The organism is Microbacterium sp. NPDC091662 (genome assembly GCF_044756705.1).
Taxonomy (GTDB): Bacteria; Actinomycetota; Actinomycetes; order Actinomycetales; family Microbacteriaceae; genus Microbacterium.
Map to the genome: position 1 here is coordinate 549,567 of NZ_JBIVTM010000001.1, position 26,356 is coordinate 575,922.

At 67.3% G+C, this 26,356-nt stretch carries 26 protein-coding genes and 2 tRNA genes; 12 read left to right on the forward strand and 16 right to left on the reverse strand.

The features are described from left to right. Positions 1-15 precede the first annotated feature (15 nt). Complete coding sequence (locus ACIQLD_RS02705; protein WP_402604693.1) at positions 16-1,488, forward strand: serine hydrolase domain-containing protein; 1,473 nt, start codon at positions 16-18, stop codon at positions 1,486-1,488. On the opposite strand, the gene ACIQLD_RS02710 is transcribed toward ACIQLD_RS02705, so the two are convergent. After that, positions 1,467-2,132, reverse strand: a complete 666-nt coding sequence (locus ACIQLD_RS02710; RefSeq protein ID WP_402604695.1) for a hypothetical protein — start codon at positions 2,130-2,132, stop codon at positions 1,467-1,469. The genes ACIQLD_RS02705 and ACIQLD_RS02710 overlap by 22 nt on opposite strands. Positions 2,133-2,181: 49 nt before the next feature. Between ACIQLD_RS02710 and ACIQLD_RS02715 the strand changes: the two genes are divergently transcribed. Beyond that, on the forward strand, positions 2,182-3,072 hold the full coding sequence (locus tag ACIQLD_RS02715) for an acyl-CoA thioesterase (protein ID WP_402604697.1): 891 nt from the start codon (positions 2,182-2,184) through the stop codon (positions 3,070-3,072). An 88-nt stretch (positions 3,073-3,160) separates the two neighbouring features. On the opposite strand, the gene ACIQLD_RS02720 is transcribed toward ACIQLD_RS02715, so the two are convergent. The 4 genes from ACIQLD_RS02720 to ACIQLD_RS02735 form a co-directional block, all read right to left on the reverse strand. Then, on the reverse strand, positions 3,161-3,646 hold the full coding sequence (locus ACIQLD_RS02720; protein WP_402604699.1) for an acyl-CoA thioesterase: 486 nt from the start codon (positions 3,644-3,646) through the stop codon (positions 3,161-3,163). Positions 3,647-3,653: 7 nt separating this feature from the next. Beyond that, on the reverse strand, positions 3,654-5,333 hold the full coding sequence (gene ettA / locus ACIQLD_RS02725; RefSeq protein ID WP_017830677.1) for an energy-dependent translational throttle protein EttA: 1,680 nt from the start codon (positions 5,331-5,333) through the stop codon (positions 3,654-3,656). Between the two features lie 63 nt (positions 5,334-5,396). Continuing rightward, complete coding sequence (locus tag ACIQLD_RS02730) at positions 5,397-5,894, reverse strand: DUF6993 domain-containing protein (RefSeq protein ID WP_402604701.1); 498 nt, start codon at positions 5,892-5,894, stop codon at positions 5,397-5,399. 80 nt (positions 5,895-5,974) lie between these two features. After that, positions 5,975-6,481 (reverse strand): single-stranded DNA-binding protein, encoded by a 507-nt coding sequence (locus ACIQLD_RS02735; RefSeq protein ID WP_402604703.1) that lies wholly within the window; start codon positions 6,479-6,481, stop codon positions 5,975-5,977. Between the two features lie 204 nt (positions 6,482-6,685). On the opposite strand from ACIQLD_RS02735, the gene ACIQLD_RS02740 reads away from it, so the two are divergent. Next, positions 6,686-6,955: a hypothetical protein gene (locus ACIQLD_RS02740; RefSeq protein WP_402604705.1), complete on the forward strand. Its 270-nt coding sequence runs from the start codon at positions 6,686-6,688 to the stop codon at positions 6,953-6,955. A gap of 74 nt (positions 6,956-7,029) precedes the next feature. Here ACIQLD_RS02740 and ACIQLD_RS02745 read toward each other — a convergent pair. After that, positions 7,030-7,102, reverse strand: a tRNA-Arg gene (locus ACIQLD_RS02745). An 87-nt stretch (positions 7,103-7,189) separates the two neighbouring features. Here ACIQLD_RS02745 and orn point away from each other — a divergent pair. The 6 genes from orn to ACIQLD_RS02775 all read left to right on the forward strand — a co-directional run bounded on the left by orn (position 7,190) and on the right by ACIQLD_RS02775 (position 9,806). Beyond that, on the forward strand, positions 7,190-7,816 hold the full coding sequence (gene orn / locus ACIQLD_RS02750) for an oligoribonuclease (RefSeq protein WP_402604708.1): 627 nt from the start codon (positions 7,190-7,192) through the stop codon (positions 7,814-7,816). Positions 7,817-7,852: 36 nt separating this feature from the next. After that, positions 7,853-7,925: transfer RNA gene (locus ACIQLD_RS02755), tRNA-His, on the forward strand. An 89-nt stretch (positions 7,926-8,014) separates the two neighbouring features. Continuing rightward, positions 8,015-8,644, forward strand: a complete 630-nt coding sequence (locus ACIQLD_RS02760; RefSeq protein WP_402604710.1) for a LysE family transporter — start codon at positions 8,015-8,017, stop codon at positions 8,642-8,644. 27 nt (positions 8,645-8,671) lie between these two features. Then, positions 8,672-9,019 (forward strand): metallopeptidase family protein, encoded by a 348-nt coding sequence (locus tag ACIQLD_RS02765; RefSeq protein ID WP_402604712.1) that lies wholly within the window; start codon positions 8,672-8,674, stop codon positions 9,017-9,019. Beyond that, positions 9,016-9,312, forward strand: coding sequence for an ATP-dependent Clp protease adapter ClpS (gene clpS, locus ACIQLD_RS02770; RefSeq protein WP_402604714.1), 297 nt, complete (start codon positions 9,016-9,018; stop codon positions 9,310-9,312). The genes ACIQLD_RS02765 and clpS overlap by 4 nt, the downstream gene beginning before the upstream one ends. Next, positions 9,309-9,806: a DUF2017 family protein gene (locus ACIQLD_RS02775; protein WP_402604717.1), complete on the forward strand. Its 498-nt coding sequence runs from the start codon at positions 9,309-9,311 to the stop codon at positions 9,804-9,806. The genes clpS and ACIQLD_RS02775 overlap by 4 nt, the downstream gene beginning before the upstream one ends. Here ACIQLD_RS02775 and ACIQLD_RS02780 read toward each other — a convergent pair. The 6 genes from ACIQLD_RS02780 to gatC are packed head-to-tail and all read right to left on the reverse strand — an operon-like array spanning position 9,803 to position 15,354. Then, the gene (locus ACIQLD_RS02780; RefSeq protein ID WP_402604719.1) at positions 9,803-10,384 is read right to left on the reverse strand and encodes a hypothetical protein; all 582 of its coding nucleotides are present in this window, start codon (positions 10,382-10,384) and stop codon (positions 9,803-9,805) included. The two genes, ACIQLD_RS02775 and ACIQLD_RS02780, sit on opposite strands and share 4 nt — an antisense overlap. Further along, entirely contained in the window at positions 10,368-10,685 is a 318-nt protein-coding gene (locus tag ACIQLD_RS02785; RefSeq protein ID WP_031206169.1) for a hypothetical protein, read from the reverse strand. Before ACIQLD_RS02785 ends, ACIQLD_RS02780 begins: the two co-directional genes overlap by 17 nt. Before the next feature lie 37 nt (positions 10,686-10,722). Further along, complete coding sequence (gene dinB / locus ACIQLD_RS02790; RefSeq protein ID WP_402604722.1) at positions 10,723-11,979, reverse strand: DNA polymerase IV; 1,257 nt, start codon at positions 11,977-11,979, stop codon at positions 10,723-10,725. Positions 11,980-12,026: 47 nt separating this feature from the next. Beyond that, positions 12,027-13,541, reverse strand: a complete 1,515-nt coding sequence (gene gatB, locus ACIQLD_RS02795) for an Asp-tRNA(Asn)/Glu-tRNA(Gln) amidotransferase subunit GatB (protein WP_402604725.1) — start codon at positions 13,539-13,541, stop codon at positions 12,027-12,029. Beyond that, positions 13,541-15,058, reverse strand: coding sequence for an Asp-tRNA(Asn)/Glu-tRNA(Gln) amidotransferase subunit GatA (gatA, locus tag ACIQLD_RS02800; protein ID WP_402604728.1), 1,518 nt, complete (start codon positions 15,056-15,058; stop codon positions 13,541-13,543). Before gatA ends, gatB begins: the two co-directional genes overlap by 1 nt. Beyond that, the gene (gatC, locus tag ACIQLD_RS02805; protein WP_029259178.1) at positions 15,055-15,354 is read right to left on the reverse strand and encodes an Asp-tRNA(Asn)/Glu-tRNA(Gln) amidotransferase subunit GatC; all 300 of its coding nucleotides are present in this window, start codon (positions 15,352-15,354) and stop codon (positions 15,055-15,057) included. Before gatC ends, gatA begins: the two co-directional genes overlap by 4 nt. A 67-nt stretch (positions 15,355-15,421) precedes the next feature. Here gatC and ACIQLD_RS02810 point away from each other — a divergent pair, with 67 nt between their 5' ends. Both ACIQLD_RS02810 and ACIQLD_RS02815 read left to right on the forward strand, forming a co-directional pair. After that, positions 15,422-17,122, forward strand: a complete 1,701-nt coding sequence (locus tag ACIQLD_RS02810) for a long-chain-fatty-acid--CoA ligase (RefSeq protein ID WP_402604731.1) — start codon at positions 15,422-15,424, stop codon at positions 17,120-17,122. A gap of 47 nt (positions 17,123-17,169) precedes the next feature. Next, entirely contained in the window at positions 17,170-19,008 is a 1,839-nt protein-coding gene (locus ACIQLD_RS02815) for a DEAD/DEAH box helicase (protein ID WP_402604734.1), read from the forward strand. Between the two features lie 23 nt (positions 19,009-19,031). On the opposite strand, the gene ACIQLD_RS02820 is transcribed toward ACIQLD_RS02815, so the two are convergent. The 4 genes from ACIQLD_RS02820 to ACIQLD_RS02835 are packed head-to-tail and all read right to left on the reverse strand — an operon-like array spanning position 19,032 to position 24,150. Next, on the reverse strand, positions 19,032-19,478 hold the full coding sequence (locus tag ACIQLD_RS02820) for a hypothetical protein (protein ID WP_402604736.1): 447 nt from the start codon (positions 19,476-19,478) through the stop codon (positions 19,032-19,034). 17 nt (positions 19,479-19,495) lie between these two features. After that, complete coding sequence (gene ligA / locus ACIQLD_RS02825) at positions 19,496-21,829, reverse strand: NAD-dependent DNA ligase LigA (RefSeq protein ID WP_402604738.1); 2,334 nt, start codon at positions 21,827-21,829, stop codon at positions 19,496-19,498. A gap of 38 nt (positions 21,830-21,867) precedes the next feature. Then, positions 21,868-22,965, reverse strand: coding sequence for a tRNA 2-thiouridine(34) synthase MnmA (gene mnmA, locus ACIQLD_RS02830; protein ID WP_402604740.1), 1,098 nt, complete (start codon positions 22,963-22,965; stop codon positions 21,868-21,870). Between the two features lie 9 nt (positions 22,966-22,974). Next, entirely contained in the window at positions 22,975-24,150 is a 1,176-nt protein-coding gene (locus ACIQLD_RS02835; protein WP_402604743.1) for a cysteine desulfurase family protein, read from the reverse strand. A gap of 98 nt (positions 24,151-24,248) precedes the next feature. Here ACIQLD_RS02835 and glgX point away from each other — a divergent pair, with 98 nt between their 5' ends. Next, complete coding sequence (gene glgX, locus ACIQLD_RS02840; RefSeq protein ID WP_402604746.1) at positions 24,249-26,321, forward strand: glycogen debranching protein GlgX; 2,073 nt, start codon at positions 24,249-24,251, stop codon at positions 26,319-26,321. The last annotated feature ends 35 nt before the right edge of the window (positions 26,322-26,356 follow it).

The following is a 26,356-nucleotide window of genomic DNA, read 5'->3' on the forward strand; positions in this document are numbered from 1 at the left end:
TCCTACTGTGGGGTCGTGCTCCTCCTCACCACGCTCGGACTCCTGTCGGCTCTGATCCTGAGTAGCGCGGCCCCCGGTGTCGCCGCGACCGCACCGATACCCTCCGATGGCACGGTAGGTGCGTACGTGGATGCGTTCGCGACACCGGGTGTGGCGGCAGCCGTGCTCACTGATGAAGGGGTCGACCTGACCGTGCGTGGGCGCGACGGTGAAGGACGGGCGATCACGCCGGACACGCCTTTCCGGATCGCCTCGATGAGCAAGTCGATGACCGCGACGGCGATCATGCTGCTCGTCCAGGAGGGGGAGATCACCCTCGACGACCGCGTAATCGACCGATTGCCCGAGTTCACGATGCGTGATGAGCGACACGAGGACATCACGATACGCCAGCTGCTCTCCCACACTTCGGGGCTGTCGCTGCGGACCAACGACGAGTTCGCGCTTCCCGCCCCGCGGTCGACTGAGGCGGTCGTGGCGGAACTCGGAGACCGGCAACTGGTGGCCGACCCCGGCGCGCGATTCGAGTATCACAACACGAACTATTCGATCGCAGCCCGCATCATCGAGGTCGTCTCCGGTGTGTCGCTGCGCGACTTCCTCCGACAGCGCCTCTTCGTCCCTCTCGGCATGCGCGATTCACGGAGCGTCGATGCCTGCGATCAGGCCGTCGATCGGCTCGCGCCCGGCTTCTCCGTCGTGCTCGGACTCGCTTACGTCATGCCGGAGATGCCAGGACGCTGCGGAGGGAACGGCGGCGTGGTGTCGACGCTCACCGACATGGTGCGGTGGCTCCGTTTCCAGCAGGGAGAGGTCGGGGCGAGCGTCCTGGACCGTGCTCTGCTCGATGAACTCCATGCCGCGCAACCCGGTGCCGGCTCATACGCCCTCGGCTGGCAGCGCACCGCCCCGGACGGCGGCGACGCCCCCGGTTACGTTTCTCACGGCGGTACATTGGCCACGTTCACGGGTGCGATGGCATTCGTGCCCGAGACGGGCCGCGCAGCGGTAGTGCTGACCAACAGCGTCGGCTCCCCCGGCGAGCTGGTGCAGAACCTGATCGCCGGTGCCGACGGGGTGGCGCCGAAGCCGTACGAGAATCAGCTGAACATCGTGAACGGGATCTTGTCGGCCCTCGCCGGTCTCGCGCTGATCCTTCTCCTGGTGGCCACACTCCGGGCTCCGCGATGGGCGGTGCGGCGACGAGCCGCACGGAGACCGCGGATCTGGCTTCGTTCGATCCCCCTGACGCTCGTGATCGTCGCCGGCGTGTTCGTCCCGCTCACTCCGGGATTGCTCGGAGGCGCCGTCGATGGAAAGTACTGGGTGATCGACCTGTGGCTGTTCCCGCTTCTCGATGTCCTCGGGCTCGTGCTGGTGCTGGGTGGGATCAGTGCTCTCGTGAGCAGGCTCGTCGCGCTGCGGGTCGTGCCCGCTCCGTTGCGGAGGCGAAGGCGTGCGGCGGTTCAGACGGCTGAGCCCGTGTGACGCACGCTCGTGAGTCCCGAGGCGACCGGTCCACGGGAGAGCACGTGGCCGCGTCGGAAGGCCAGTCGTGTCCATCGACCAGAGCGGGTCACCGATACCTGCTCCTCGCCGGAGATGAAGCCCATCGCATCCGCAGCGAAGGCGACACCTCTCGGGAGCCCGTCGAGGTCGTCGTCCGGCTCTCCCCAGATCGCGGCACGCAGCGCACGCACGGCTTCTTCCCCGGCGCCGGGGGTCGCGCCGCGGGCCACGGCGGAAATGCCCCACTGCGCTCGTTGGGCGATCACCGAGGCGTCGAGAACGGCTGTCGGCTCCCACGCTCCGCGAGGTGGAGCGATACCGGCCCAGGCAGGAGAGAGGCCCGTATCCGGGAGCGTGAGGCGCTCGAGCACATCGGTCTGAGTGAGTTGGTCGACGACGACATCGCACTCGAGTTCGGGGTCGGCGTGGACGATGCGCATCGCGAGGATCGTCGGCGTCTGATCGAACAGTCCGTGAGGAGCAAGCGCGGCGGTCGTGAGAGCGAGCACTCCCCCCGACGCCTGCAGCCGTACCCCTTCGTCGGTGATTCTGACGGCTCGACCCACGAACGTCAGAACGTCCTTCGCAGTGTCGGCGTCGGCGAGGAGAAGGTGATGCGGCACGCGTTCTAAACTACCAACGGAGCGGCGCCCCGGGCGCGGAGAGGAACCCATGAGCGCGGAAGACCACGCCACCCAGACCGTCGAGCGTCTGCTCGAGGTACTCGATCTCGATTCGACCCAGGCACGGACAACGGAGGACATCTTCACCGGTTCCTCACACCCGATGCCGAGCGGGCGGATCTACGGCGGACAGGTCCTCGCCCAGGCGCTCCTCGCCGCCGAACGCACCCTTCCTGAGGACCGAGCGGTGCACTCCATGCACGGCTACTTCCTGCGCCCCGGCGATGCGAGCCACGGGCTCACGATCTCGGTCGATCGGATCCACGACGGGCGCTCCTTCTCCACGCGCCGCGCCCAGGCATACCAGAACGGGGTACCCATCTTCTCGATGATCGCCTCGTTCCAGGATGCAGATCCCGGCGTCGAGCACGCGGCGTCGATGCCCGAAGGCATCCCCGCGCCGGAGACGCTCGCCCCGGACGAGGATCGCGTGAGCGGACTCCCGGAGGGCACCGTTCGGATGCTGAGCGAACGTGCGGCCGACATCCGCCACCTCGATTCGCCGCTGTATCTGCCGAGCGGTGACACCCGCACCCCGCAGCAGGCCGTGTGGATGCGCCTTCGCGCGCCGCTTCCCGATGACCAGCGTCTGCACCGGGCCGCGCTTGCGTACCTCAGCGATATGACGATCCAGGAATCGATTCTTCGTGCGCACGGGGTCTACTGGGCGCTCCCCGGCCTCAAGGTCGCGAGTCTCGATCACGCGATGTGGTGGCATCGACCTGCACGCGTCGACGAGTGGCTGCTCTACGTGCAGGAGTCGCCCAACGCCCGCGGCGGCCGAGGGCTCGCCACCGGGCGGATCTTCACCCGCGACGGTGTGCTCGTGGCAAGCGTCGCCCAGGAGATCATGATCCGGGTGCCCGACGACCAGGGCTGACCCCGTCGCCCCTGGCGCCGGGGCCCGGGCACTCCCGCGCCGTCGGAGCGGCGTCGGACCATCTCCCCGGGGAGCGGTGCGTGCAGCCTCAGCGGTGGCTGTACTCGATCGATTCGCCGACGTACGGCTCCCACGCGTCGCGCATCTCCTGCGTGAGTCGGGTGGGGCGCCCCGTCTTCGCATCGACGAGCACGATGATCGCCGTCGAACGCGCGTAGATCTGACGAGGCTCCGCCGTGGGGTCGTTGTGCACTTCGTAGCAGACCTCGACGCTGGATCCGCCGAGCTTGCCGAACCACATCTGCACTTCGAGAGGACGTCGCTGATAGGGCACGGGTGCGAGGTACTCGATCTCCTGGCGCGCGATCAGGGTGAGGATCCCCTCGTCGATACCCGAGTCGAGTACCGCAGTGGACGGCGCCTCTTCGCCGGGGCCCGCACGCCAGAATGCTCGCACGCGAGCCTCCTCGAGAAGCTTCAGCATCGAGGTGTTGTTGACGTGGTTGAACGCATCCAGATCTCCCCAGCGGAGCTGGATCGGGATGTGCAGGCGGGGCCCCGGCGTCGCGGTCACGAGATGCTCAGTCGCGCGTCAGCTTGCGGTGCGTCGAGCGATGCGGCTTGGCCGCGTCTGCTCCGAGGCGTTCGATCTTGTTCTCTTCGTACGCCTCGAAGTTGCCCTCGAACCAGTACCACTGGTCGGGCTTCTCGTCGGTGCCCTCGTAGGCGAGGATGTGCGTGGCGATGCGGTCGAGGAACCACCGGTCGTGGGTGATGACCACGGCGCAACCGGGGAACTCGAGCAGTGCGTTCTCGAGCGAGCTGAGGGTTTCGACGTCGAGGTCGTTCGTCGGCTCGTCGAGGAGCAGCAGGTTGCCACCCTCCTTGAGAGTCAACGCGAGGTTCAGGCGGTTGCGCTCACCACCGGAGAGCACCCCGGCCTTCTTCTGCTGGTCCGGCCCCTTGAAGCCGAACTTCGAGACGTACGCCCTGGACGGGATCTCGGTCTTGCCGACGGTGATGTAGTCGAGACCGTCGGAGACGACCTCCCACAGCGTCTTGTTCGGGTCGATATTGGAGCGCGACTGGTCGACGTAGCTGATCTTTACCGTCTCACCGATCTTCAGATCTCCGCCGTCCAGCGGCTCGAGGCCCACGATGGTCTTGAACAGCGTCGTCTTTCCCACACCGTTCGGACCGATGACGCCGACGATGCCGTTCGGCGGCAGGCTGAAGCTCAGCCCGTCGATGAGCGAGCGCCCATCGAAGCCCTTCTTGAGATTCTTGGCCTCGATGACCACGCTTCCCAGGCGAGGACCGGCAGGGATCTGGATCTCTTCGAAGTCCAGCTTCCTGGTGCGCTCTGCCTCGGATGCCATCTCCTCGTAGCGGGCGAGACGCGCCTTCGACTTGGTCTGGCGGCCCTTCGCGCTCGAGCGCACCCACTCCAGCTCCTCCTTGAGGCGCTTGGCAAGCTTGGCGTCCTTTTTTCCCTGGATCTCAAGGCGTTCGCCCTTCTTCTCCAGGTAGGTCGAGTAGTTGCCCTCGTAGCCGATCAGGCGACCGCGGTCGACCTCGGCGATCCACTCGGCCACGTGGTCGAGGAAGTACCGGTCGTGGGTGATCGCGATCACGGCACCCTTGTAGGCCTGCAGGTGCTGCTCGAGCCACAGCACGCTCTCGGCGTCGAGGTGGTTGGTCGGCTCGTCGAGGAGCAGGAGGTCGGGCTTCTGGAGGAGCAGCTTCGCCAGCGCCACTCGACGCTTCTCGCCACCGGAGAGAGGAGCGATCGCCGCGTCTCCCGGCGGGGTGCGGAGTGCGTCCATGGCCTGGTCGAGCTGCGAGTCGAGATCCCAGCCGTCGGCCGCGTCGATCTCTTCCTGGAGCGAGCCCATCTCGGCGAGAAGCGCGTCGAAGTCGGCATCGGGGTCGGCCATGAGCGCCGAGATCTCGTTGAAGCGGTCGAGCTTCGCCTTGATCGCGATGCCGTCCTGGATGTTCTCGAGAACGGTCTTCGTCTCGTCGAGCTCCGGCTCCTGCATCAGGATGCCGACAGTGAACCCCGGCGAGAGCTTCGCCTCACCGTTCGACGGAGTGTCGAGACCCGCCATGATCTTGAGGATGGTCGACTTTCCCGCGCCGTTAGGACCGACCATGCCGATCTTGGCCCCGGGGAGGAACGCCATGGTCACGTCGTCGAGGATGAGCTTCTCGCCCACTGCCTTGCGCGCACGAACCATCGAGTAGATGTACTCAGCCACCGAAAACCGCTCCTTCTGTTGGCGTCGAAGATCGACACTCCAGCCTACCGGCCCTCTGGCGCGTCACCAGTCGATCGGACGTGTGGTGCCGATGAGGCATCTGCCCTCGGCGAGTTGCGGGAGCACCGCCGTGACGACCTGCCCGGTGGATGGGCCGACCTGGCCGACGAGGCACTCGTCTTGCCCCCAGCGCACGGAGAACTGCAGACTCTCTGCAGGGTTGCCGACCGTGGTCTGGTCCTGAGTCACCTGCATCGACTCCCGATCGAACCCCGCACCGATCAGCGCGTCGATGTAAGCACGGCCCGAACCGCGCTGTTCCGTCGCCCAGATGCCTTCCGCGGTCGCGGTGAACACCGGCAGGTTGTCTTCTGCGCTGCCGTCGGGCACGAGCACGGGCGCAGCGGGCGTCGTCGGTTCCGCATCCGCAGATGGCGAGCTCGACGGAGACACCGAGGGCGCAGGGCCCGGAGTGCAACCCGAGAGCAGAAGGGCGGTGACGGCCGTGACCGCCAGGATGCCGGCTGCACGCGCCGGTGAGGAGACCGATCGACGAAACACGTGCCGAGTCTACGTCGCCTGCCTTCCCGTCCCGGCGCGGACCAGCCGGCCGCGCACTCACGACCTGTGGAGCCGACCCGTCATCCTCCCGCCGTCACGCTCGATGTCGGCTCCGCCCAAGCGAGGTCGAGCGACATGGACGCCGTCTCTGCGGCGGGTGGTTCGCTCCCTCCCTCCGCAGTGTGATCTTCCGGAGATTCCAGGTTCGCGTCCGTGGTTCCGGCCTGTGGACGTGGCTGCGGTCGATACGCCGTGGTGCCCCACCGCAGATCATGACCGATCGCCTCAGCTTCGATGTCGACGCTGGTGCCGTGTTTGCCGTTGCTCTCCCAGCTGCGGATCTTCAGGCGTCCGGTCACGATCACGGCGTCACCCGTCCGCAGGGAGGCCTTGGCGTTCTCGCCGAGCTGCCGGAACGCTGCCACCGAGAACCAGTTGGTCCCCGAGTCCGTCCATGCCTGGGTGGCGGAGTCGAATCGTCGATGCGTGCTGGCGAGACGAAAGTTCGTGACCGGCACTCCTCCCGCGGTCTGGACCTGCGTCGGGTCGGTGGCGACTCTTCCCACGATGGTCAGCGTGTCGATCATGTTGCTCTTCCTTTCATCCCCCGGATCCCTTCCGGTCTCTCCAGCGTGGATGACCACGGCGGAGGCGGGGAGCCCGGAACACGAAGACGGTGGAGAGAGCGAGCCAGATCTCGTCTGTGGAGAGAAACCCCCGATGAGGGTCGGGCGAAAGCGAGATCGAATGTCGGTGGTCGGTCATATCTTCGAATCACGAAAGGAGCACCGATGTCCGACAACTTGATCACCTCCCTCCCCGAAGTCCCCTTCGCCACCCCCCGACTCTCTTCTGCGCGCGAGCATCTCGTCCGCGCGGCCGATCACCTCTGGCGGGTCCAGGACCAGAGAGAGCATGTCCTCGGTCATCTGCGCATCGTCGCTGACCCCCTCGGGCTCCGGTACCGCGCCGAGCGGCTGCATCTGGCGACCGGCGTGTTTCGAGTCGTCGGCGAGTTCTGGCGTGCGGATGACGCCGTCGCGGTGCTGCGCTATTCCTGACGACTGCCGCAGCCCGCGAAGCGCGGGGGTCGTTCCGAAAGGCATCGCACTCGGCGATCGCCGAACCTGTGGAGTGCCCCCGGCAGGATTCGAACCTGCGACCAAGAGATTAGAAGGCTCCTGCTCTATCCCCTGAGCTACGGAGGCGCACAGATCTAGAGTATCGCGGTCGCGCAGACGATTCACGAGGCACGCTCCGGTCGGCGATGTCGGACCCGTCGATAGTATGGCGACATGGTATCTGCGTCCGAGAATGACCGTCTCGTATGGATCGACTGCGAGATGACGGGCCTCGATCTCGCCGTCGATGAACTCGTCGAGATCGCCGTCGTCGTCACCGACTTCGAGCTCCACCCCATCGATCCGGGATTTCAGGTGGTGATACGTCCCAGCGAAACCGCTCTCGGGCACATGAACGATTTCGTCACGAAGATGCACGAGACATCGGGCCTCATCGAAGAGATACCCGGGGGCATCTCGCTGGAAGAAGCCGAGTCTCAGACTCTGGCCTACATCAAGCGCTTCGTGCCGCTCGAGCGCAAGGCGCCTCTCGCCGGCAACACGATCGGCACCGACCGCATGTTCCTGGCGAAGTACATGCCGCAGGTGGATCAGTGGCTGCACTATCGGAATGTCGACGTCTCGAGCATCAAGGAACTCTCGCGTCGCTGGTACCCGAGGGTGTTCTTCCAGGCTCCACCCAAAGACGGGGGTCACCGTGCCCTCGCCGATATCCTCGAGTCGATCAGAGAGCTCCGCTACTACCGAGAGGCGGTGTTCGTCGAAGAGCCGGGACCTTCCAGCGACGAGGCTCGTGAGATCGCTTCGCGCACGGTGTCCGAGTTCACTCCGAACATGTAATAGACTCGTATGGTTGCCCGCTCCGGTGGGCACATGGTGGGTATAGCTCAGCTGGTAGAGCGCTGGCTTGTGGTGCCGGATGTCGCGGGTTCGAGTCCCGTTACTCACCCTCCTGAGGAAGGCCCGAATCGCAAGGTTCGGGCCTTCTTCGCGTCTGCCCCCGACCAGCGCCCCTCCCCGACGCCCTAGACTGACGAGGTGTCGCTCGCGGTCTGGTTCTCGTTGCTGACCGCGTCCGTCGTGATCAGCTTCACGCCGGGGGCCGGCGCGATCAACACGATGTCCAACGCCATGAATCAGGGCTGGCGGCGCTCGATCTGGGGCATCGTCGGTCAGCAGATCGCGTTGATCGTTCATGTGGCCGTCGTGGCCGCCGGGGTCGGGCTCCTGGTATCTCGCTCGGAAGTGCTGTTCAACGGCATCCGCTATGCCGGAGCGGCCTATCTGGTGTTCCTCGGGATCCGCCTCATCCTCACGAAACCCGCCGTCGTGGTGGACGACGCTCCCGTGCCGATCGACACCCGTGAGAGCCACTGGTCGATGATCCGCCGCGGCTTCTGGGTCAATCTCCTGAACCCGAAGGCGATCGTCTTCTTCCTGGCGTTCATCCCGCAGTTCGTCAGGCTGGACGAGCCGCCGCTCCCCCAGTACCTCACGCTCATCGCCACCGTGATCGTCGTCGACGTGATCGTGATGTGGGGGTTCTTCGCTGCGGCCGCACGCCCGTTCCGTCGTCTCACGCGCACCGCACGCGGGCAGCGCATCCTCAACACCGTCTTCGGCGCCCTGTTCATCGTCGTGGCCGCGATCCTCGTTCTCCTCCACTGACCTTCCGCCGGCCCTAGGCTGGAGGGAATGGACATGGATGCCGCGGCCTTCGAAGCGCTCGTGATCGACGAGCTCGATCAACTTCCCGACGACATGGTCGAAGGGTTGGAGAACGTCGTGTTCGTGGTGGAGGCCCGGCCGGAAGACGGCAGCCTCGACCTGCTCGGTCTCTACGACGGACTGGCGTTGACCGACCGGACCCAATACGGAATGGGAGAGCTGCCCGATCGCATCGTGGTCTATCGCGAACCGCACCTGGCGCAGTGTGAGACCGAGGAAGACCTCCGCGACGAGATCCACACCACCTTGGTGCATGAGATCGCGCACTTCTACGGCATCGACGACGCGCAGCTGCACGAGATGGGCTGGGCATGACGATCCCCGCCGCGGTACCCGACCTCGACGAGGTGACCGACCTGAGCGCCGCTCCCCTCGAGCCGTGGCAGGTGGTCGTCTGGAACGACCCGGTCAATCTGATGAGCTACGTGGTCCGCGTCTTCCGCACGTACTTCGGATACTCCCTCGAACACGCGACGACGCTCATGCTCGCTGTCCACCATGACGGGCATGCCATCGTGGCCACGGGTCCGCGCGAAACCATGGAAGTCCACGCGCAGGCCATGCACGACTACGGCCTCTGGGCGACAGTCAGGAAGGCCTCGCAGTGACCAGGGACACGATCACCGTCACCATCACCGGAATCGAGGAACTCCACCTCGCGAAGCTCACCGATGACTTCATCGAGCTGCTCGGCACATCGAGAGCCGTCGGCGACCCCGCGATCGACCGGCTCACGCCCACCCCCTACCCCGACGACCCGGACTCCGCCGTCGGATTCGCCGAGAGCACACGGGATGACCTCCTCGATCGACGACTCGCCGATGCACGCCGGACGCGTGCGAGTCTCGGTGACTTCCCCAGCGATGACCTCGCCGAGGCGGAAGCGCGCCGGACGCGAGAGATGGCCGTGCTCGTGGAGGATATCGACGCCTGGCTCCGCACGCTGACCGCCATTCGCCTCGTCATAGCGACGCGGCTAGGGATCACGTCCGACGAACAGACCTCGACGGATGGTCGCCACGACGTGTACGACTGGCTCGGGTATCGCCTGGAACTCCTCATCCAGGCCGCAGACGAGGCCGACGACGATAGGAACCTCTAAGGAACCTCGACGACTCGCGTGGCGAGGGATCGAGGGCTGTCCCGCTCGACGTGTCGGCGTTCCTGTGCCGCCCACCGCTCCCAGTGCGGCCGGTAGGCGTCGCCGTCGCGCGCCAGGGCACGCGTCTTCCTCGACGCCTCTGCCGACTCCACCCATACCCTGACGTCGGCGAGGCCTGCAGTCGAGGGTCGGAGGATCCCGCTGCCCTCGATGATCACTCCCAGAGCCGGGTCGACGGCGTGACTCTCCGCCTCGGTGCCGGCCGCCCAGTCCCAGCGCCGCCAGGTGCCGAGATAGCCACGGCCGTGGGGACGGAGGATCCAGTCGAGAGCGCGCTCAGCGCCGTCGTCGAGTCCATCCCAGCCCGGGTAGATGGAGTCCAGTGCGATGAGCTGCACGTGACCGACCACCGGCCAGCGACGTACCAACAGCGCAGCGAGCGACGACTTTCCCGCGCCGCTGCCGCCATCGATGAGCACGACGGGGTTCGCAGCGGCAACGGCGCGAACATCCCGCTCGATCAGCGTCGCGGCCTGCTCCAGCGCGGCCGCGACCGGATCGTCACTTCTTGAGGGCACGGATGATGCGAGTGAGCGCCCGTCCGGCGACCCAGACGAACGGCACCGCCACCACGAGCAGCGTGACGATGTTCGGCTCGAAGCGCAGACCCTCTTCGCGACGCACGTAGACGCCGACCGGCACGGAGACACCGCCACCGCCACCGCCCTCTGCACCGTCCCCGCTGCCACCGCCGAAGCCCGAGTAGGTGAACGCCACCGGAGTGATGCTCACGCCATCGACATCCTGCGGCTCTCCGTACGCGCTCTTCACGCCGAAGGACGCAGCTTGCTTTCCGAGTTCCAGTGCAATGTTCGGCATACCCCCACGCTAGTCGAGGAACCGCGCGCGCGTGGGATCAATCCAGGCCGTGGGCCTTCGGGTGCTGCGCGGTGCCCCGACCGTCACCACGGCCGATGTGTCGCGCGCGGCTGATGGTCGCCGTGCCGAACCGGGCCACGGCCTCGTCCATAGCGCCCTCGACTCTGCGCCAGTCCTCGTCGTCGTCCCAGAGCCCGAGACCGCCGCCGCCGGCCGGTCGTAGATTCTCGGCTCTGACGCCGACCAGACGCACCGGATCGCGCCGGTCGATCTGCTCGAACAGTGACTGCGCAGCCTCTCCGATGCGCTGCCCGACTGCGGTGGGCTCGCTGAGCGTCTGAGATCGACTCAGAGTGCGGAAGTCGTCGAACCGGATCTTGATGGCGACGGTCGTCGTCTCCCACTCAGCGCGGCGGAGCCGTGCGGCGACACGGTCGGCGAGTCGGAGTAGTTCCGCACGGAGGTACGGACGATCGAGGATGTCCGTGTCGAAGGTCTCCTCATGACCGATGCTCTTCTCCACTCGCACCGTATCGACGGCTCGCGCATCCTCACCCATCGCGAGCTGCGCAAGGCGTGCACTCAGGGCAGGACCGACGGCACGTTCGATCAGGTCGCGCGGAGCTTCGCGGACATCTCTCACGGTGCGGATGCCGCGTGCCTCCAGTGCCTCGGCCGCCTTCGGTCCGACTCCCCACATAGCGCGGACAGGGCGAGGAGCGAGGAATTCGAGCGTGTCCTTCGCGGCAACGACGAGCATGCCGTCGGGCTTGGAGATCGTCGAAGCCATCTTCGCGACGTGCTTGGTGGCGGCGACCCCGACGCTGCAGGTGATGCCGACCTCATCGAGCACACGCGCGCGAATGAGCTCGGCGATGTGCGCAGGGCTGCCCCAGAGACGGCGCACACCCTGCACATCGAGGAATGCCTCGTCGACGGACAACGGCTCGACGAGCGGTGTGAACGACTCGAAGATCGCCATCACCTGCCGGGAGACCTCTTGGTAGCGATGGAAGTGCGGGGGCACGATACGTGCGGACGGACACAGTCGTATCGCCTGCGATACCGGCATCGCTGCGCGTACGCCGTATCGCCGGGCCTCGTACGAGGCGCTCGAGACGACGGAGCGGCCGTCCGGCGCGCCGATGATCAACGGCAGACCACGCAGCGACGGGTCGTCGAGAACTTCGACGGCCGCATAGAACGCGTCCATGTCGACGTGGAGGATGCGGGTCCCGGTGTCGTCGGCGTCGGCGGCGGAGACGATCCGCCCTCTGCCGTCACCGTGTCCCATACGACCATTCTCCCCCGGGCCTCCGACAGGAGACCCGGGGCCACGCGCTACTGGGCAGCGCGCTCGAGGATGAGTTCACGGACGCGGGCTGCGTCCGCCTGGCCCTTCATCGCCTTCATCACGGCACCGATCACGGCGCCGGCGGCCTGGACCTTGCCGTCCTTGATCTTCGCCATCACATCGGGCTGGGCTGCGAGGGCCTCGTCGATCGCCGCGATGAGCGCGCCGTCGTCCGACACCACAGCGAGACCACGGGCATCGACGACGTCCTGCGGAGTACCTTCACCCGCGATCACGCCTTCGAGCACCTGGCGGGCGAGCTTGTCGGTGAGGGTACCCGCGTCGACGAGCTGCTGCAGTGCGGCGACGTTCTCCGGACTGATCAGCTCGGTGGCGTCCTTCTCCTGCGCGTTCGCGAGACGGGAGATCTCCCCCGTCCACCACTTGCGGGCAGTCGCCGGAGTCGCACCGGCGGCGATGGTCGCCTCGACCACTTCGAGCAGACCGCCGTTGCGCACGTCCTGGAACTCCAGGTCGGTGAAGCCCCACTCGGTCATCAGACGGCGACGTCGGGCCACTGGCTGCTCGGGAAGGGCTGCTCGCAGCTCCTCGATCAGCGCGGCGGCCGGCTCCACGGGCAGCAGGTCGGGCTCAGGGAAATAGCGGTAGTCGTCGGCATCCGACTTCGGACGACCCGGTGACGTCGTGCCGGTGTCCTCGTGCCAGTGCCGCGTCTCCTGCGTGATCGTGCCGCCGTCGGCGAGGATCTGCGCCTGACGCTGGATCTCGTACCTCACGGCCCGCTCGACGGAGCGCATGGAGTTGACGTTCTTCGTCTCGGTGCGGGTGCCGAGCTTGTCGGTGCCCCGCGGACGCAGGGAGACGTTCGCGTCGCAGCGCAGGTTTCCGCGTTCCAGCCGGGCCTCGGAGATTCCGAGACCGCGGACGATGTCACGGATCGCCTGCACGTATGCCTTGGCGACCTCCGGTGCGCGATGCTCGGTGCCGTAGATGATGTTCGTCACGATCTCGACCAGCGGAACACCCGCGCGGTTGTAGTCGACCAGCGAGTACTCGGCACCCTGGATGCGACCGGTCGCCCCACCCATGTGGGTGAGTTTTCCGGCGTCTTCCTCCATATGAGCGCGCTCGATGGGGATCGTGATGAGCGTGCCGTCCTCGAGCTCGACCTCGACCGATCCCTCGTAGGCGATCGGCTCGTCGTACTGCGAGATCTGGTAGTTCTTGCCGAGATCCGGGTAGAAGTAGTTCTTCCGGGCGAACCTGCTCGATTCCGCGATCGAGCAGCCGAGCGCGAGGCCCAGGCTGATCGACGAGCGTATCGCCGTCTCGTTCACCACCGGCAGCGATCCGGGAAGACCGAGGTCGACGGGCGCGATCAGAGTGTTCGGCTCCGCCGCGTGGTAAGCCTCGTTCGCCGGGTTCGGCGCGTCGGAGAACATCTTCGTGTTGGTGTTGAGCTCGACGTGCACCTCGAATCCGAGGACCGGCTCGAACAGTTCGAGCGCCTTGTCGAAGTCCATGAGCTTGGCGGCGGCCATCAGCGCTTCCCTCCTGCGAGCTGCGGTGCACGGGTGAGCAGCGGCGCACCCCACGAGTCGACGAGCAGAGTCTCGAGCGCGGCGCCGACCTTGTAGAGACGAGCGTCCTCGCGCGCAGGCGCGATGAACTGGATGCCGACGGGGAGTCCGTCATCATCGGCCAGACCGCTGGGGATGGAGATGCCCGGGACGCCGGCCAGGTTCACCGGAATCGTGGTGATGTCGTTGAGGTACATCTGCAGCGGATCGTCGATCTTCTCTCCGAGCTTGAATGCCGTGGTCGGCGCCGAGGGCGTCGCGATCACGTCGACCTCGGCGAAGGCGTTCGCGAAGTCCTGCTGGATGAGCGTGCGGACCTTCTGTGCACTGCCGTAGTACGCGTCGTAGTAGCCCGCCGACAGGGCATAGGTACCGAGGATGATGCGGCGCTTGACCTCATCGCCGAAACCGGCGTCGCGGGTCGCCGACATGACATCCTCGACGGTCGGGTTGCCGTCGGGAGTGACCCGCAGACCGAACCGCACGGAGTCGAACTTCGCGAGGTTGCTCGACGCTTCCGCGGGGAGGATCAGGTAGTACGCGGCGACTCCGTATTCGAAGTGGGGAGCACCGATCTCGACGATCTCCGCGCCCTGCGCCTCCATGAGCGCGAGCGCGCTGCGGAACGAGGCTGCGACGCCGGGCTGGAAGCCGCTGTCCGGCAGCTCCCGGATCACGCCGACCTTGAGACCCTTGAGCACGTCTCCGCGCGCACCTTCACGAGCCGCCTCCGCGAACGAGGGCCATGCATCGCGCAGCGACGTCGAGTCCTTCGGATCGTGGCCGCCGATCGCGTCGTGCAGCAGCCCGGAGTCGAGGACCGTCCGCGAGACGGGGCCGACCTGGTCGAGGCTGGAGGCGAGGGCGATCGCGCCGTAGCGGCTCACACCGCCGTACGTCGGCTTGACGCCGACCGTGCCGGTCACGTGCGCGGGCTGACGGATCGAGCCGCCCGTGTCGGAGCCGAGAGCGAGCGGTGCCTCGAATGCGGCGACAGCGGCAGCCGAGCCGCCACCGGAACCGCCGGGGATGCGGTCGAGGTCCCAGGGGTTGTGCGTGGGGCCGTACGCGGAGTGCTCAGTGGAGGACCCCATGGCGAACTCGTCCATGTTGGTCTTGCCGAGCGGGACCAGTCCCGCGGCGCGTGAACGCGCGACGACCGTGGCGTCGTAGGGCGAGCGATACCCCTCGAGGATGCGCGAGCCGCTGGTCGTGGGCTGGTCGGTCGTGACGAGGACGTCCTTGATCGCCAGGGGCACGCCGGCAAGCGGCCCGAGGGTCTCGCCGGCGGCCCGACGCGCGTCGATCGCCGCTGCGGCCTCGAGGGCTCCCTCGTTGACGTGCAGGAAGGCGTGGACGTCACCGTCGACGGCGGCGATGCGGTCGAGGTGCGCCTGGGTCGCCTCGACGCTGGAGACCTCGCGAGAGGCCAGCTTCGCTGCCAGATCCGCCGCATCGAGTCGGATGATGTCGCTCACTGCTCTTCTCCCAGGATCGCGGTGACACGGAAGCGGCCGTCGGCGGCGTCCGGGGCGTTCTGGAGCACCTGCTCGTGCGTGAGCGTCTGGCCGACCACATCGGGACGGAACACATTGCTCAGCGGGATCGGGTGGCTCGTCGCCACGACGTCGGCGGTCGCGACCTCCGACACCTTCGCGATGTTGTCGACGATCGCGTCGAGCTGGCCCGTGAGCCGCGACACCTCGTCGTCGTTCAGCTGGATGCGTGCGAGCACACCGAGATGGCGCACGAGTTCAGGGGTGATTTCAGACACTCCCCCAGTCTAGTTGGCGCGCTCCGAACTCCCATGACCCACGAGCACCTCGACATATGCTGGGCGGGTGAGCACGTTCCAACCCCCTCGCCCGTGGGTCGCCAGCTACGCCGCAGGCGTCCCGGAAGACCTCTCCCCGGTCGACGGATCGCTCGTCGACATCGTCGCAGCCTCAGCGCGGGACTACCCCGACGCCCCAGCGCTGCAGTTCTTCGGGCGGGAGACGACGTACGCACAGCTGCAGGCAGCGATCGACCGCGCGGCGACAGGGTTGCGGGATCTCGGCGTCCGCGCCGGCGACCCTGTGGCGATCGTGCTGCCGAACTGCCCACAGCACATCGTGGCCTTCTATGCGGTGCTGCGACTCGGCGCCGTCGTCGTCGAGCACAACCCCCTCTACACGCCTCGGGAGCTGCGCAAACAGTTCGAGGACCATGGCGCGAAGCATGCGATCGTGTGGAACAAGGTGGTCTCCACGGTGCAGGATTTCCCGGCGGATCTCGCCGTGACGAACCTCATCTCCGTCGATGTGACACGTGCCATGCCGGCTCTCACACGCTTCGCCCTGCGACTTCCTGTCTCGAAGGCCCGCGAATCCCGGGCGGCGCTCACGGACAAGGTGCGCGGCACGGTGATCTGGGACTCGCTGCTCGCTTCGGCCCCGCTGCCGGCGACGCATCCGATGCCGCGCATCGACGATCTGGCGATCATCCAGTACACCTCCGGAACGACGGGAACACCGAAGGGGGCAGCGCTCACCCATCGCAATCTGCTGGCCAACGCCGCACAGTCGCAGGCCTGGGTTCCCTCGATCCGACGCGGCAACGGATGTGTCGTGTACGCGGTCCTTCCGATGTTCCACGCCTATGGTCTGACCCTCTGTCTGACGTTCGCGATGTCGATGGGGGCTCGACTCGTGCTCTTCCCCAAGTTCGATCCTGACCTCGTGCTCGACGTCGTCAAGAAGCACCCCGCGACGTTCCTGCCGCTGGTGCCGCCCATCGCGGACCGCCTCCTCGCCGCGGCGAAGGCGAGGGGCGTGTCGCTCGACGGTATCGAGGTCGCGATCTCCGGAGCGATGGCCCTGCCGCACGAGTTGGTCGTCCCCTTCGAGGAAGCGACGAACGGCTATCTCGTCGAGGGTTACGGGCTCAGCGAGTGCTCGCCCGTCCTGATGGCGAATCCGGTCGCCGACAACCGCGTACCGGGCACCGTCGGACTCCCCCTGCCGGGCACGGAATGCCGCGTGGTGGATCCGGAGAACCCGAGCCAAGACGTGCCGGCAGGTTCCGCCGGCGAACTCGTCGTTCGAGGCCCGCAGGTGTTCTCGGGGTACTACGGCAAGCCGGAAGAGACCGAGGCGGTCTTCATCGACGGCTGGTACCGCACCGGCGACATCGTCACGATCGACGGCGCCGGCTTCGTGCGCATCGTCGATCGCATCAAGGAGCTCATCATCACAGGTGGCTTCAACGTCGCCCCCACCGAAGTCGAGAACGCTCTGCGCCAGCACCCGCAGGTCGTGGATGCCGCGGTCGTCGGTCTGCCGAGCGAGCACTCCGGCGAAGAGGTCGTCGCCGCGATCGTCATCGATCCCGAGACCGACGTCGACGTCGAGGCTGTTCGTGAGTTCGCGCGCAGCATCCTCACCCCGTACAAGGTCCCGCGTCGCGTCTTCGTGGTCGACGAACTCCCGAAGTCGCTGATCGGAAAGGTGCTCCGGCGCCAGGTGAAGGAGAAGCTGGTCGCGCTCAACACCGGTGCATGAGGACGCCCTCACAGGCGGCGGACGCCGTAGCGCGCTACCCTTGGGAAGTGACCCCTGAAGATGCAGTGCTGACCGACGCCCCCGACGAATCTCCCGCGACCCCCGGATTCGAGGAGCTCGGCATCACCGGGCCCGTCCTCAAAGCCATCAAAGACCTCGGCTACGAGACGCCCTCGCCCATCCAGGCGGCCACCATCCCGACGCTCCTCGCCGGCCGCGATGTCGTCGGAATGGCGCAGACCGGTACCGGGAAGACCGCGGCATTCGCGCTTCCCGTGCTCGAGCGCCTCGACGTCTCCCAGAAGACCCCCCAGGCCCTCGTGCTCGCGCCCACCCGTGAGCTCGCCCTCCAGGTGTGCGAGGCATTCGAGTCGTACGCCTCCAAGATGAAGGGCGTGCACGTCCTCCCCGTCTACGGCGGACAGGGCTACGGCGTGCAGCTGTCGGCGCTGCGCCGTGGAGTACATGTGATCGTCGGCACCCCAGGCCGCATCATGGACCACCTCGCCAAGGGCACCCTCGACCTGTCGCAGCTCCAGTACCTCGTACTCGACGAAGCCGACGAGATGCTGAAGATGGGCTTCGCCGAAGATGTGGAGCAGATCCTCGCCCAGACGCCAGAGGAGAAGCAGGTCGCCTTGTTCTCCGCGACGATGCCACCGCAGATCCGCCGCCTCGCGCAGAAGTACCTGCGTGACCCGGAGGAGATCAGCATCAAGTCGAAGACGGCCACGGGTACCAACATCACCCAGCGCTATCTCGTCGTGTCGTACGCGCAGAAGGTCGATGCGCTCACCCGTATCCTCGAGGTCGAGAACTTCGACGGCATGATCGTGTTCGTCCGCACCAAGAACGAGACCGAGACGCTCGCCGAGAAGCTGCGTGCCCGGGGGTACTCCGCCGCCGCCATCAACGGCGACGTGCCGCAGGTGCAGCGCGAGCGCAGCGTCAACCAGCTCAAGGACGGCAAGCTCGACATCCTCGTCGCGACCGATGTGGCTGCGCGCGGCCTCGACGTCGAGCGCATCAGTCACGTCGTCAACTTCGACATCCCGACCGACACCGAGTCGTACGTGCACCGCATCGGGCGCACCGGACGCGCCGGGCGTTCGGGAGACGCGATCAGCTTCATCACCCCGCGCGAGCGCTACCTGCTCAAGCACATCGAGAAGGCGACGCGTCAGCAGCCCACCCAGATGCAGCTGCCGAGCACCGAAGATGTGAACACCACGCGTCTGAACCGCTTCGACGACGCGATCACCACCGCGCTGTCGGAGACCGGGCGCATCGAGGCCTTCCGCGACATCGTCGCGCACTACGTGCGTCACCACGATGTTCCCGAAGGCGACGTGGCCGCAGCCCTCGCCGTCGTGGCGCAGGGCGACAAACCGCTGCTCCTCGACCCCGCGAACGATCCCCTCACCAAGGCGGTCGAAGCAGACAACCGTCCGCCCCGCGAGCGCACGGGACGCGACGCTCGCGAGCCTCGCACCGAACGGCGCGGACGAGGTGACTACACCGCCTACCGCATCGAGGTCGGCCGACGTCACCGCGTCGAGCCTCGCCAGATCGTCGGTGCTCTGGCGAACGAGGGCGGTCTGGGACGTGACGACTTCGGCGCGATCAACATCCGCCCCGACTTCTCCACCGTCGAGCTGCCGTCGAATCTCGATCAGTCCGTTCTCGAGAAGCTGCGGGATACGCGCATCTCGGGGCGCCTGATCGAGATCAAGCCCGACCGCGGTCCCGGGGGCGCGCGCCGTGCCGGCGGTCCCCGTGAGGCCGGTGGCCGGGGCGACCGTTTCGAGCGACGGGATCGCGACGAGCGGCCGGCGCGCGACACGCGTGACGAGAAGCCGTACCGCAAGCCACGCCACAAGAGCTGACCATCACTCGCGCGCGGAACGGACTATCTCGTTCCGCGCGCGAGTCGTGCGGCGACGTCGATTAGAGGCTCTGGGCGGGTGAGCAGCGCACGCTGCTCGGGGTTCGCGATGAGATGGGCGATCAGTCGATGCGCGCCGGTGACCGTCGGCGCCCAATATCCCCCAGCGTGGTGCCTGCTCAGGGGCAGGATTCGCGGTTCTCCTTCGACGGTCAGAGTCACGGAGCCGTCGTCAGGGTCGACTCCGGGGTCGGTCAGCATCGCAGCCGTCAGAGCACCGAGCAGGATGGTTCCCACGAGACCCGGCAGGCGGAATCTCGTCGTGGGAACGTCCATCACGATCGTGTCGACGTCGCCCCAACTCACGATCCCACGGTTCTCGACCCCGTCTCGGATGATCACCGCGTCAGGGGTCAGACGCAGATGATTCCGACCGGGGTCTCCGACAGCGAGCGCTTCCGGAACGACCATGAGAGGACCGTAGCGCTTCACGACCCTTCGCCCGCGGGAGGGAGCGCATCCGGCCCCTCGGTCACCAGGATGTGGAACTGCGTGGCATCGAGAATCCGGAGCCCCAGTTCCTCGGCCTTCGCGAGCTTGGAGCCCGCTCCGGGGCCGGCCGCGACGAAATCGGTCTTCTTCGACACGCTCGATGCCGCTTTACCACCCGCGTTGATGATGGCCTCCTGCGCGCCGTCGCGAGTGTAGCCGTCGAGGGAACCGGTGGCGACGACGGTGAGGCCCTCCAGCACACCCCCCGCGGCGACGGCCGCGCCGGGACCAGGGTGTCCTGGCGTCGCCCACTGCACGCCCGCATCCTCCCACCGCTGCACGATCTCCTGGTGCCAGTCGACCTCGAACCAGTCCCGCAGGGAGTCCGCGATGATGCCGCCCACACCCTCCACCGCGGCGAGCTCGTCACGCGACGCCGCGCGGATCGCGTCGAGCGACCCGAACCACTGCGCGAGCGCCCTCGCGGCGACGGGGCCGACATGGCGGATGTTCAGGGAGACGAGAAGCCGCCACAGATCCTTGGTCTTCGCCTTCTCCAGTTCTGCGAGGAGCGTGAGTGCCTGGGAAGAGGGCTGCGGACCGTCGAGACCGGACTTCTTCTCGGCCGCTGTGGGGTTGCGTCGGAAAGGCGCGCGGGTCTTCACGATCCCATCGTCATCTTCCTTGGGAAGACCCGTCTCGGCATCGCGGACGAACAGTTCGATGGGGACGAGCTCTTCGAGGGTGAGCGCGAACAGACCAGCCTCGGTCTCGAGCGGCGGCACCGCGGGAGAGGTCGGCTGCGTCAGAGCGGCAGCGGTGACCTCGCCGAGTGCTTCGACGTCGAGGGCACCGCGCGAGCCGATGTGCTCGACGCGTCCGCGCACCTGCGCCGGGCACGAACGCGCGTTCGGGCACCGCAGATCGATGTCGCCCTCTTTCATGGCTCGCAGGGGCGTGCCGCACTCCGGGCACTCGACGGGCATCACGAACTCGCGCTCGGTGCCGTCGCGCTTCTCGACGACCGGCCCGAGGACCTCGGGGATCACGTCGCCGGCTTTGCGCAGCACGACCGTGTCGCCGATCAGCACACCCTTCGCCTTGACGACGTCTTTGTTGTGCAGCGTCGCCTGGCGGACCACGGAGCCGGCGACGTGCGCGGGCGCCATGACCGCGAACGGAGTCGCTCGCCCCGTGCGACCGACCGACACGACGATGTCGAGCAGCGTCGTCTGCACCTCTTCCGGCGGGTACTTGTAGGCGATCGCCCACCTGGGGGCCCGGCTCGTCGCGCCGAGCTCGTCGTGCAGCTCGAGCTCGTCGACCTTGACCACGATGCCGTCGAGCTCATGCTCGATGTCGTGGCGATGCTCCCCGAAGTACTCGACGAACGTGACGACCTCGTCGACCGTGTGGCAGACCTTCGTGTGCGGGCTGGTGGGCAGCCCCCACTCCGCGAGCAGGTCGTACACCTCGCTCTGCGCGGCGACCGGAGGGTTCTCCCATGCACCGACACCGTGCACGTACAGTGCGAGCGACTCGATTCGCAACAGCCCTGCTTCGAGTTCGAGGCCGTTCTTCTTGTCGATCTGCTGACGGAGCCCACCGCTCGCCGCATTGCGGGGGTTCGCGAACGCCGGGAACCGCCGTGCCGCCGCGGTGCGCGCCTTCTCGTCGTCGAAGGGCTTCTTCACGCCGCCCCGAGCCTCCCAGCGCTCGAGCGCATCGGCGTAGGCGCGGTCGCGGAAAGTCGCCTGCGCCGCATTGAGACGTTCGAACGCGGCCACAGGGATGAACACCTCACCGCGCACCTCGACGATGTCGGGGTGCCCCTCGCCCTCCAGCCGATACGGGATCTCGGGAAGACGCAGCGCATTCTCGGTGACGATCTCACCCACGCGGCCGTCCCCTCGGGTCGCAGCAGACGTGAGGACGCCGTTCTCATAGCGGAGGTTGATGGCGAGGCCGTCGATCTTGAGCTCTGTGAGCCAGGCGACCTCGCGGCCTGCCGAGGCTTTGGTCTTAGCCGCCCACTCCCTCAGCTCGTCGATCGAGAAGACATTGTCGAGGCTGAGCATGCGCTCGGCGTGTTCGATGGTCGCAAGACCGGTCGCCTCGGCGGCACCGACCATCTGCGTGGGCGAGTCCTGCCCCTGAAGCTCGGGATGCAGCCGCTCGAGTTCTTCGAGCCGCTGCATCCATCCGTCATAGGTGAAGTCGTCGACGACCGAGGTGTCGCGGCCGTAGTAGGCCTCTTTGGCATCGAGGATGCGAGTGGTCAGCTCTTCGGCTTCGGTACGGGCGTCTTCCAGCGAGATGTTCTCCGGCACCCCGCCAGTCTACGAGCGGGCACCGACACCGGAAGCGTCTACGCGCCGACGGGGACGGCCGAGACCGTGGTGTCGATCGTGAACTGCCCGAGCACGCGGGTTCCGATGTAGAGCACCGCGGTCTGCCCCGGTGCGACGCCGTCGAGTGGGACCTCGGGCGTGACGCGCACACCGCCGTCCGAGACCTCGGCGTGTGCGGCGACCGGCTCGGCGTGTGCCCGGATCTGCACGTGGCAGTCGAAGGATGATTCGGTCGGCGCGGCGCCGGCCCAGCTGAACCGCTCCCCCGCGATCTCGGCGATGGCGAGTGCTTCCTTCGGCCCGACCACGACAGTGTTCGAGATCGGACGCACTTCGAGGACGAACCTCGGCTTGCCGTCGGCAGCGGGGACCCCGAGCTTGAGACCGCGACGTTGCCCGACGGTGAAGGCATGGGCTCCCTCGTGCGAGCCGACGACATCTCCGCTGCGGTCGACGATCTCGCCCGTCGCCGTGCCGACCTTCTCGGCGAGCCAGCCGCGAGTGTCACCGTCGGGGATGAAGCAGATGTCGTGGCTGTCGGGCTTCTGCGCCACGCTCAGACCGCGTTCTTCGGCTTCGGCGCGCACGATCGCCTTCGAGGGTGTCGTGCCCAGCGGGAAGTACGTATGCGCGAGCTGCTCGGCGGTGAGGACACCCAGCACGTAGGACTGGTCCTTGGCGTTGTCGGAGGCGCGGTGCAGCTCGAGGCCTCCGTCACCGTCGATCAAGGTGGCGTAGTGCCCGGTGCACACGGCGTCGAATCCGAGCTCGATGGCCCGCTCCAGCAGAGCGGCGAACTTGATCTTCTCGTTGCAGCGCATGCAGGGATTCGGGGTGCGACCGGCCTGGTACTCGGAGATGAAGTCCGCGATCACGTCATCGCGGAACCGCTCCGAGAAGTCCCAGACGTAGAACGGAATACCGAGCACGTCGGCGGCACGACGGGCGTCGAGAGCATCCTCGATCGTGCAGCAGCCGCGGCTGCCGGTGCGCAGGGTTCCCCCGGCCCGGGAGAGCGCCAGATGCACTCCGACCACGTCGTGCCCCGCCTCCACAGCCCTGGCGGCCGCGACGGCGGAGTCGACTCCACCGCTCATCGCCGCAAGGATCCGCATGAGACCAGTCTACGAGCGCGAGGCTGTGCCGGCGCCGGATGCGCGTAAGTACGCATCCGCGATGGCGGCGAGCACCGCATCGACGTCGGCATCGGTCGAAGTGCGACCGAGCGAGAACCGCAGCACGCTGCGCGCATCCTGTTCGCTGCGCCCCATCGCCATCACCACATGCGACGGCTCGGCCACACCGGCCTGGCAGGCGGAGCCGGTCGAGGCGGCGACTCCGGCGACGTCGAGGAGGAACAGCAGGCTCTCTCCCACCGCACCGGGGAACAGTACGTGCGCGTTGCCGGGAAGGCGCACGTACGGGTCGCCCAGAAGCTCGGCCGACGGCACGGCGGCCCGGATGCCCGTCACGAGACGGTCGCGCAACGCACTCAGTCGCGAGGCCTCCCCCACTCGCTCGCTCTCTGCGAGCTCGAGCGCCGTGGCGAACGCCGCGGCTCCGGCGATGTCCTGCGTGCCGGCGCGCAGACCGCGCTGCTGCGCTCCCCCACGCAACAGCGCGGTGAGGCGAGCCGTGCGGGCTGCGATGAGCACTCCGACGCCGACGGGCGCACCGATCTTGTGACCCGCGAGGCTCATCGCGACGAGGCCGACCGCTCCAGCGGCGTCGCCACGCAGAGCGCGGAACGACAGGGGGACGTGTCCGAGTGCCGCGACGGCGTCGATGTGCAGCGGGACTCCGGCTTCCGCGGCAACCGCCCCGAGAGCCCGGGTGTCGTTGATGGTGCCGGCCTCGTTGTTCGCAGCGAGCGCGGTCGCGAGGGCGGCTCCGGGAAGCTGCGCGGCGAACTGCACGGGGTCGATCCGTGCGTCGGAGGCGACGAGCACTCGTCGTAGCTCGGCCCCCTCCTGCACGAGCGCGGCCACCGTGTCCATCGTCGCGTGATGCTCGGCGTCGGGCATCACGATCGCCGACGTTCCCTCTGCCCGCGCGTGCCACAGCCCCTGTAGCGCGAGATTGATGGACTCCGTACCCCCCGAGGTGAACACGATCTCGATCGGGTCGGCCTCGAGCACCGCGGCGACGCGCTCGCGGGACTCCTCGAGCAGCCGGCGCGCGTCCTGTCCTGCCCCGTGCGTCGAGGACGCATTGCCGACCGTCTCCGAAGCGGCAAGCCAGGCGTCGCGCGCTTCGGGGCGCAGCGGCGTGGTCGCCGCGTGGTCGAGATAGTGCCGCATCCTTCGATTCTCTCGCGAAACGATCGAGTCGGGGCGCCGCATCGGGAACCGGTACGCCTTGACATGAGACGGCAACACATCGCGCCTAGTGTGTACTCATGCCCGCGTCCCGTGACCTCCCCGTGCCCGGGGGCCCCTCCCTCGACAATCTCGGCGTCCGTCTGCACGACGGCGTCGGCACCCTGCGCGTCTGGTCACAGAACGCCTCATCGATCGAACTGGTCGTCTTCGACGCCACCGACCTCGACTGGGCGACCGACGAAGTGCCGCTGGAGCGACTCGCCGGGGGCGTCTGGGAAGTCACCACCGAGCTGCTGCAGCCCGGTGTCCGATACGCCATCCGCGTCGGAGGTCCCCACGGGCCGGGCAACACGTTCAACCCGGAGACGCTGCTGCTGGACCCCTACGCCCGCGGTCTCGCGCAAGGCGACGGCTACGAGGAATGGCGCTCGGTCGTGATCGTCGACGGCTTCGACTGGGGAAACTCGCAGAAGCCTCGGGTGCCGTTGGACCGCACCGTCATCTACGAGGGGCATCTCAAGGGCCTCACCAAGCGCCATCCCGATGTTCCCCCCGCGCTGCACGGCACCTACGCCGGGCTCGCCCACCCCGCGATGACCGAGTACTTCCACTCCCTGGGAATCACGTCGATCGAGCTGCTCCCGGTCCATGCTTTCGTGCCGGAGCCACGCCTCCTCGAGCGCGGCCTCACCAACTACTGGGGGTACAACACGCTGAACTTCTTCACCCCGCACACCGCCTATGCCACAGAGGATGCCCGCAAGGAGGGGCCGGAGGCGGTGCTCGCCGAGTTCAAGGGTATGGTTCGGCTGCTGCACGAGGCAGGCCTCGAAGTCATCCTCGACGTCGTCTACAACCACACCTCGGAAGAGGGCATCGGCGGTCCGCGCTCGAGCCTGCGCGGCATCGACAACGCGAACTACTACCGCCAGGACGAGTCCGGGGTCTACATCGACACCACCGGCTGCGGGAACACCCTGAACACGGCGACCGAAGCCGGTGCCAGGCTCGTGCTGGATTCCTTGCGCTATTGGGCGCAGGAGATGCAGATCGACGGCTTCCGTTTCGACCTCGCCACGGCCATCGCCCGCGACGCCGCCCACACCTACACTCCGGAGCATCCGCTTCTCTCGGCGATCGCGAGCGATCCGATCCTCGCCGACACCAAGCTCATCGCCGAGCCGTGGGACGTCGGCCTCGGCGGCTGGCAGACCGGGAACTTCCCCGCGGGCTGGCACGAGTGGAACGATCGCTATCGCGACCGCGTGCGCAACTTCTGGCTGAGCGACATCGACTACGCGCGCCGGGCTTCCGCTCCGGTCGGCATCGGCGGGTTCGCGACGCGGCTCGCCGGATCGTCGAACACCTTCAGCGAAGACCGCGGTCCGCTCGCGAGCGTCAACTTCGTCACCGCGCACGACGGCTTCACGCTCCACGACCTCGTCTCCTACGACGTCAAGCACAACGAGGCCAACGGCGAGCAGAACCGCGACGGGGCCGACATGAACCGAGCCTTCAACCACGGCATCGAGGGCCCCACCGACGATCCCACGATTCTCGCCGCGCGTCGCAAGGCCATGCGCAACCTGCTCGGCACCCTCCTGCTCTCGGCCGGTATCCCGATGCTCACGGCCGGAGACGAGGTCGGGCGCACGCAGCGCGGCAACAACAACGCCTACGCGCAGGACTCCGCGCTGACGTGGCTCGGCTGGGAGTTCGAACCGTGGCAGGAAGATCTGCGCTCGCATGTCTCGCGCCTCATCCATCTGCGCCAGGAGAACCCGGCGCTGCGCCCCAGCCGATACGCCCGTCTCGGCGAGCACATCCCCAATGCCTCGGTGATGGACTGGTACGACCAGAACGGCGAGACCATGGAACAGGGGCAATGGGCCGATCCCGGGAACAGGACGCTGCAGTACGTCGCCGCCTCCACACCGGACACCGAGGCCTACAACCGCATCCTGCTCATCGTGCACGGGACCGAGTCGCCCATCGATGTGCGTCTGCCCGTCGAGATCGAAGCCGCGACCCGCTTCGTCTCGCTGTGGTCGAGCGCCCAGGAACGCCCTTCCGACGAGGAAGAGGTCTTCGCGCCGGGCGATGTGCTGCCGGTCTCGGGCACGTCGATGAGGCTGTTCCGCATCGAATGACGCCCGCCGGCGACGCACCGTCCCGCGCGCTACCC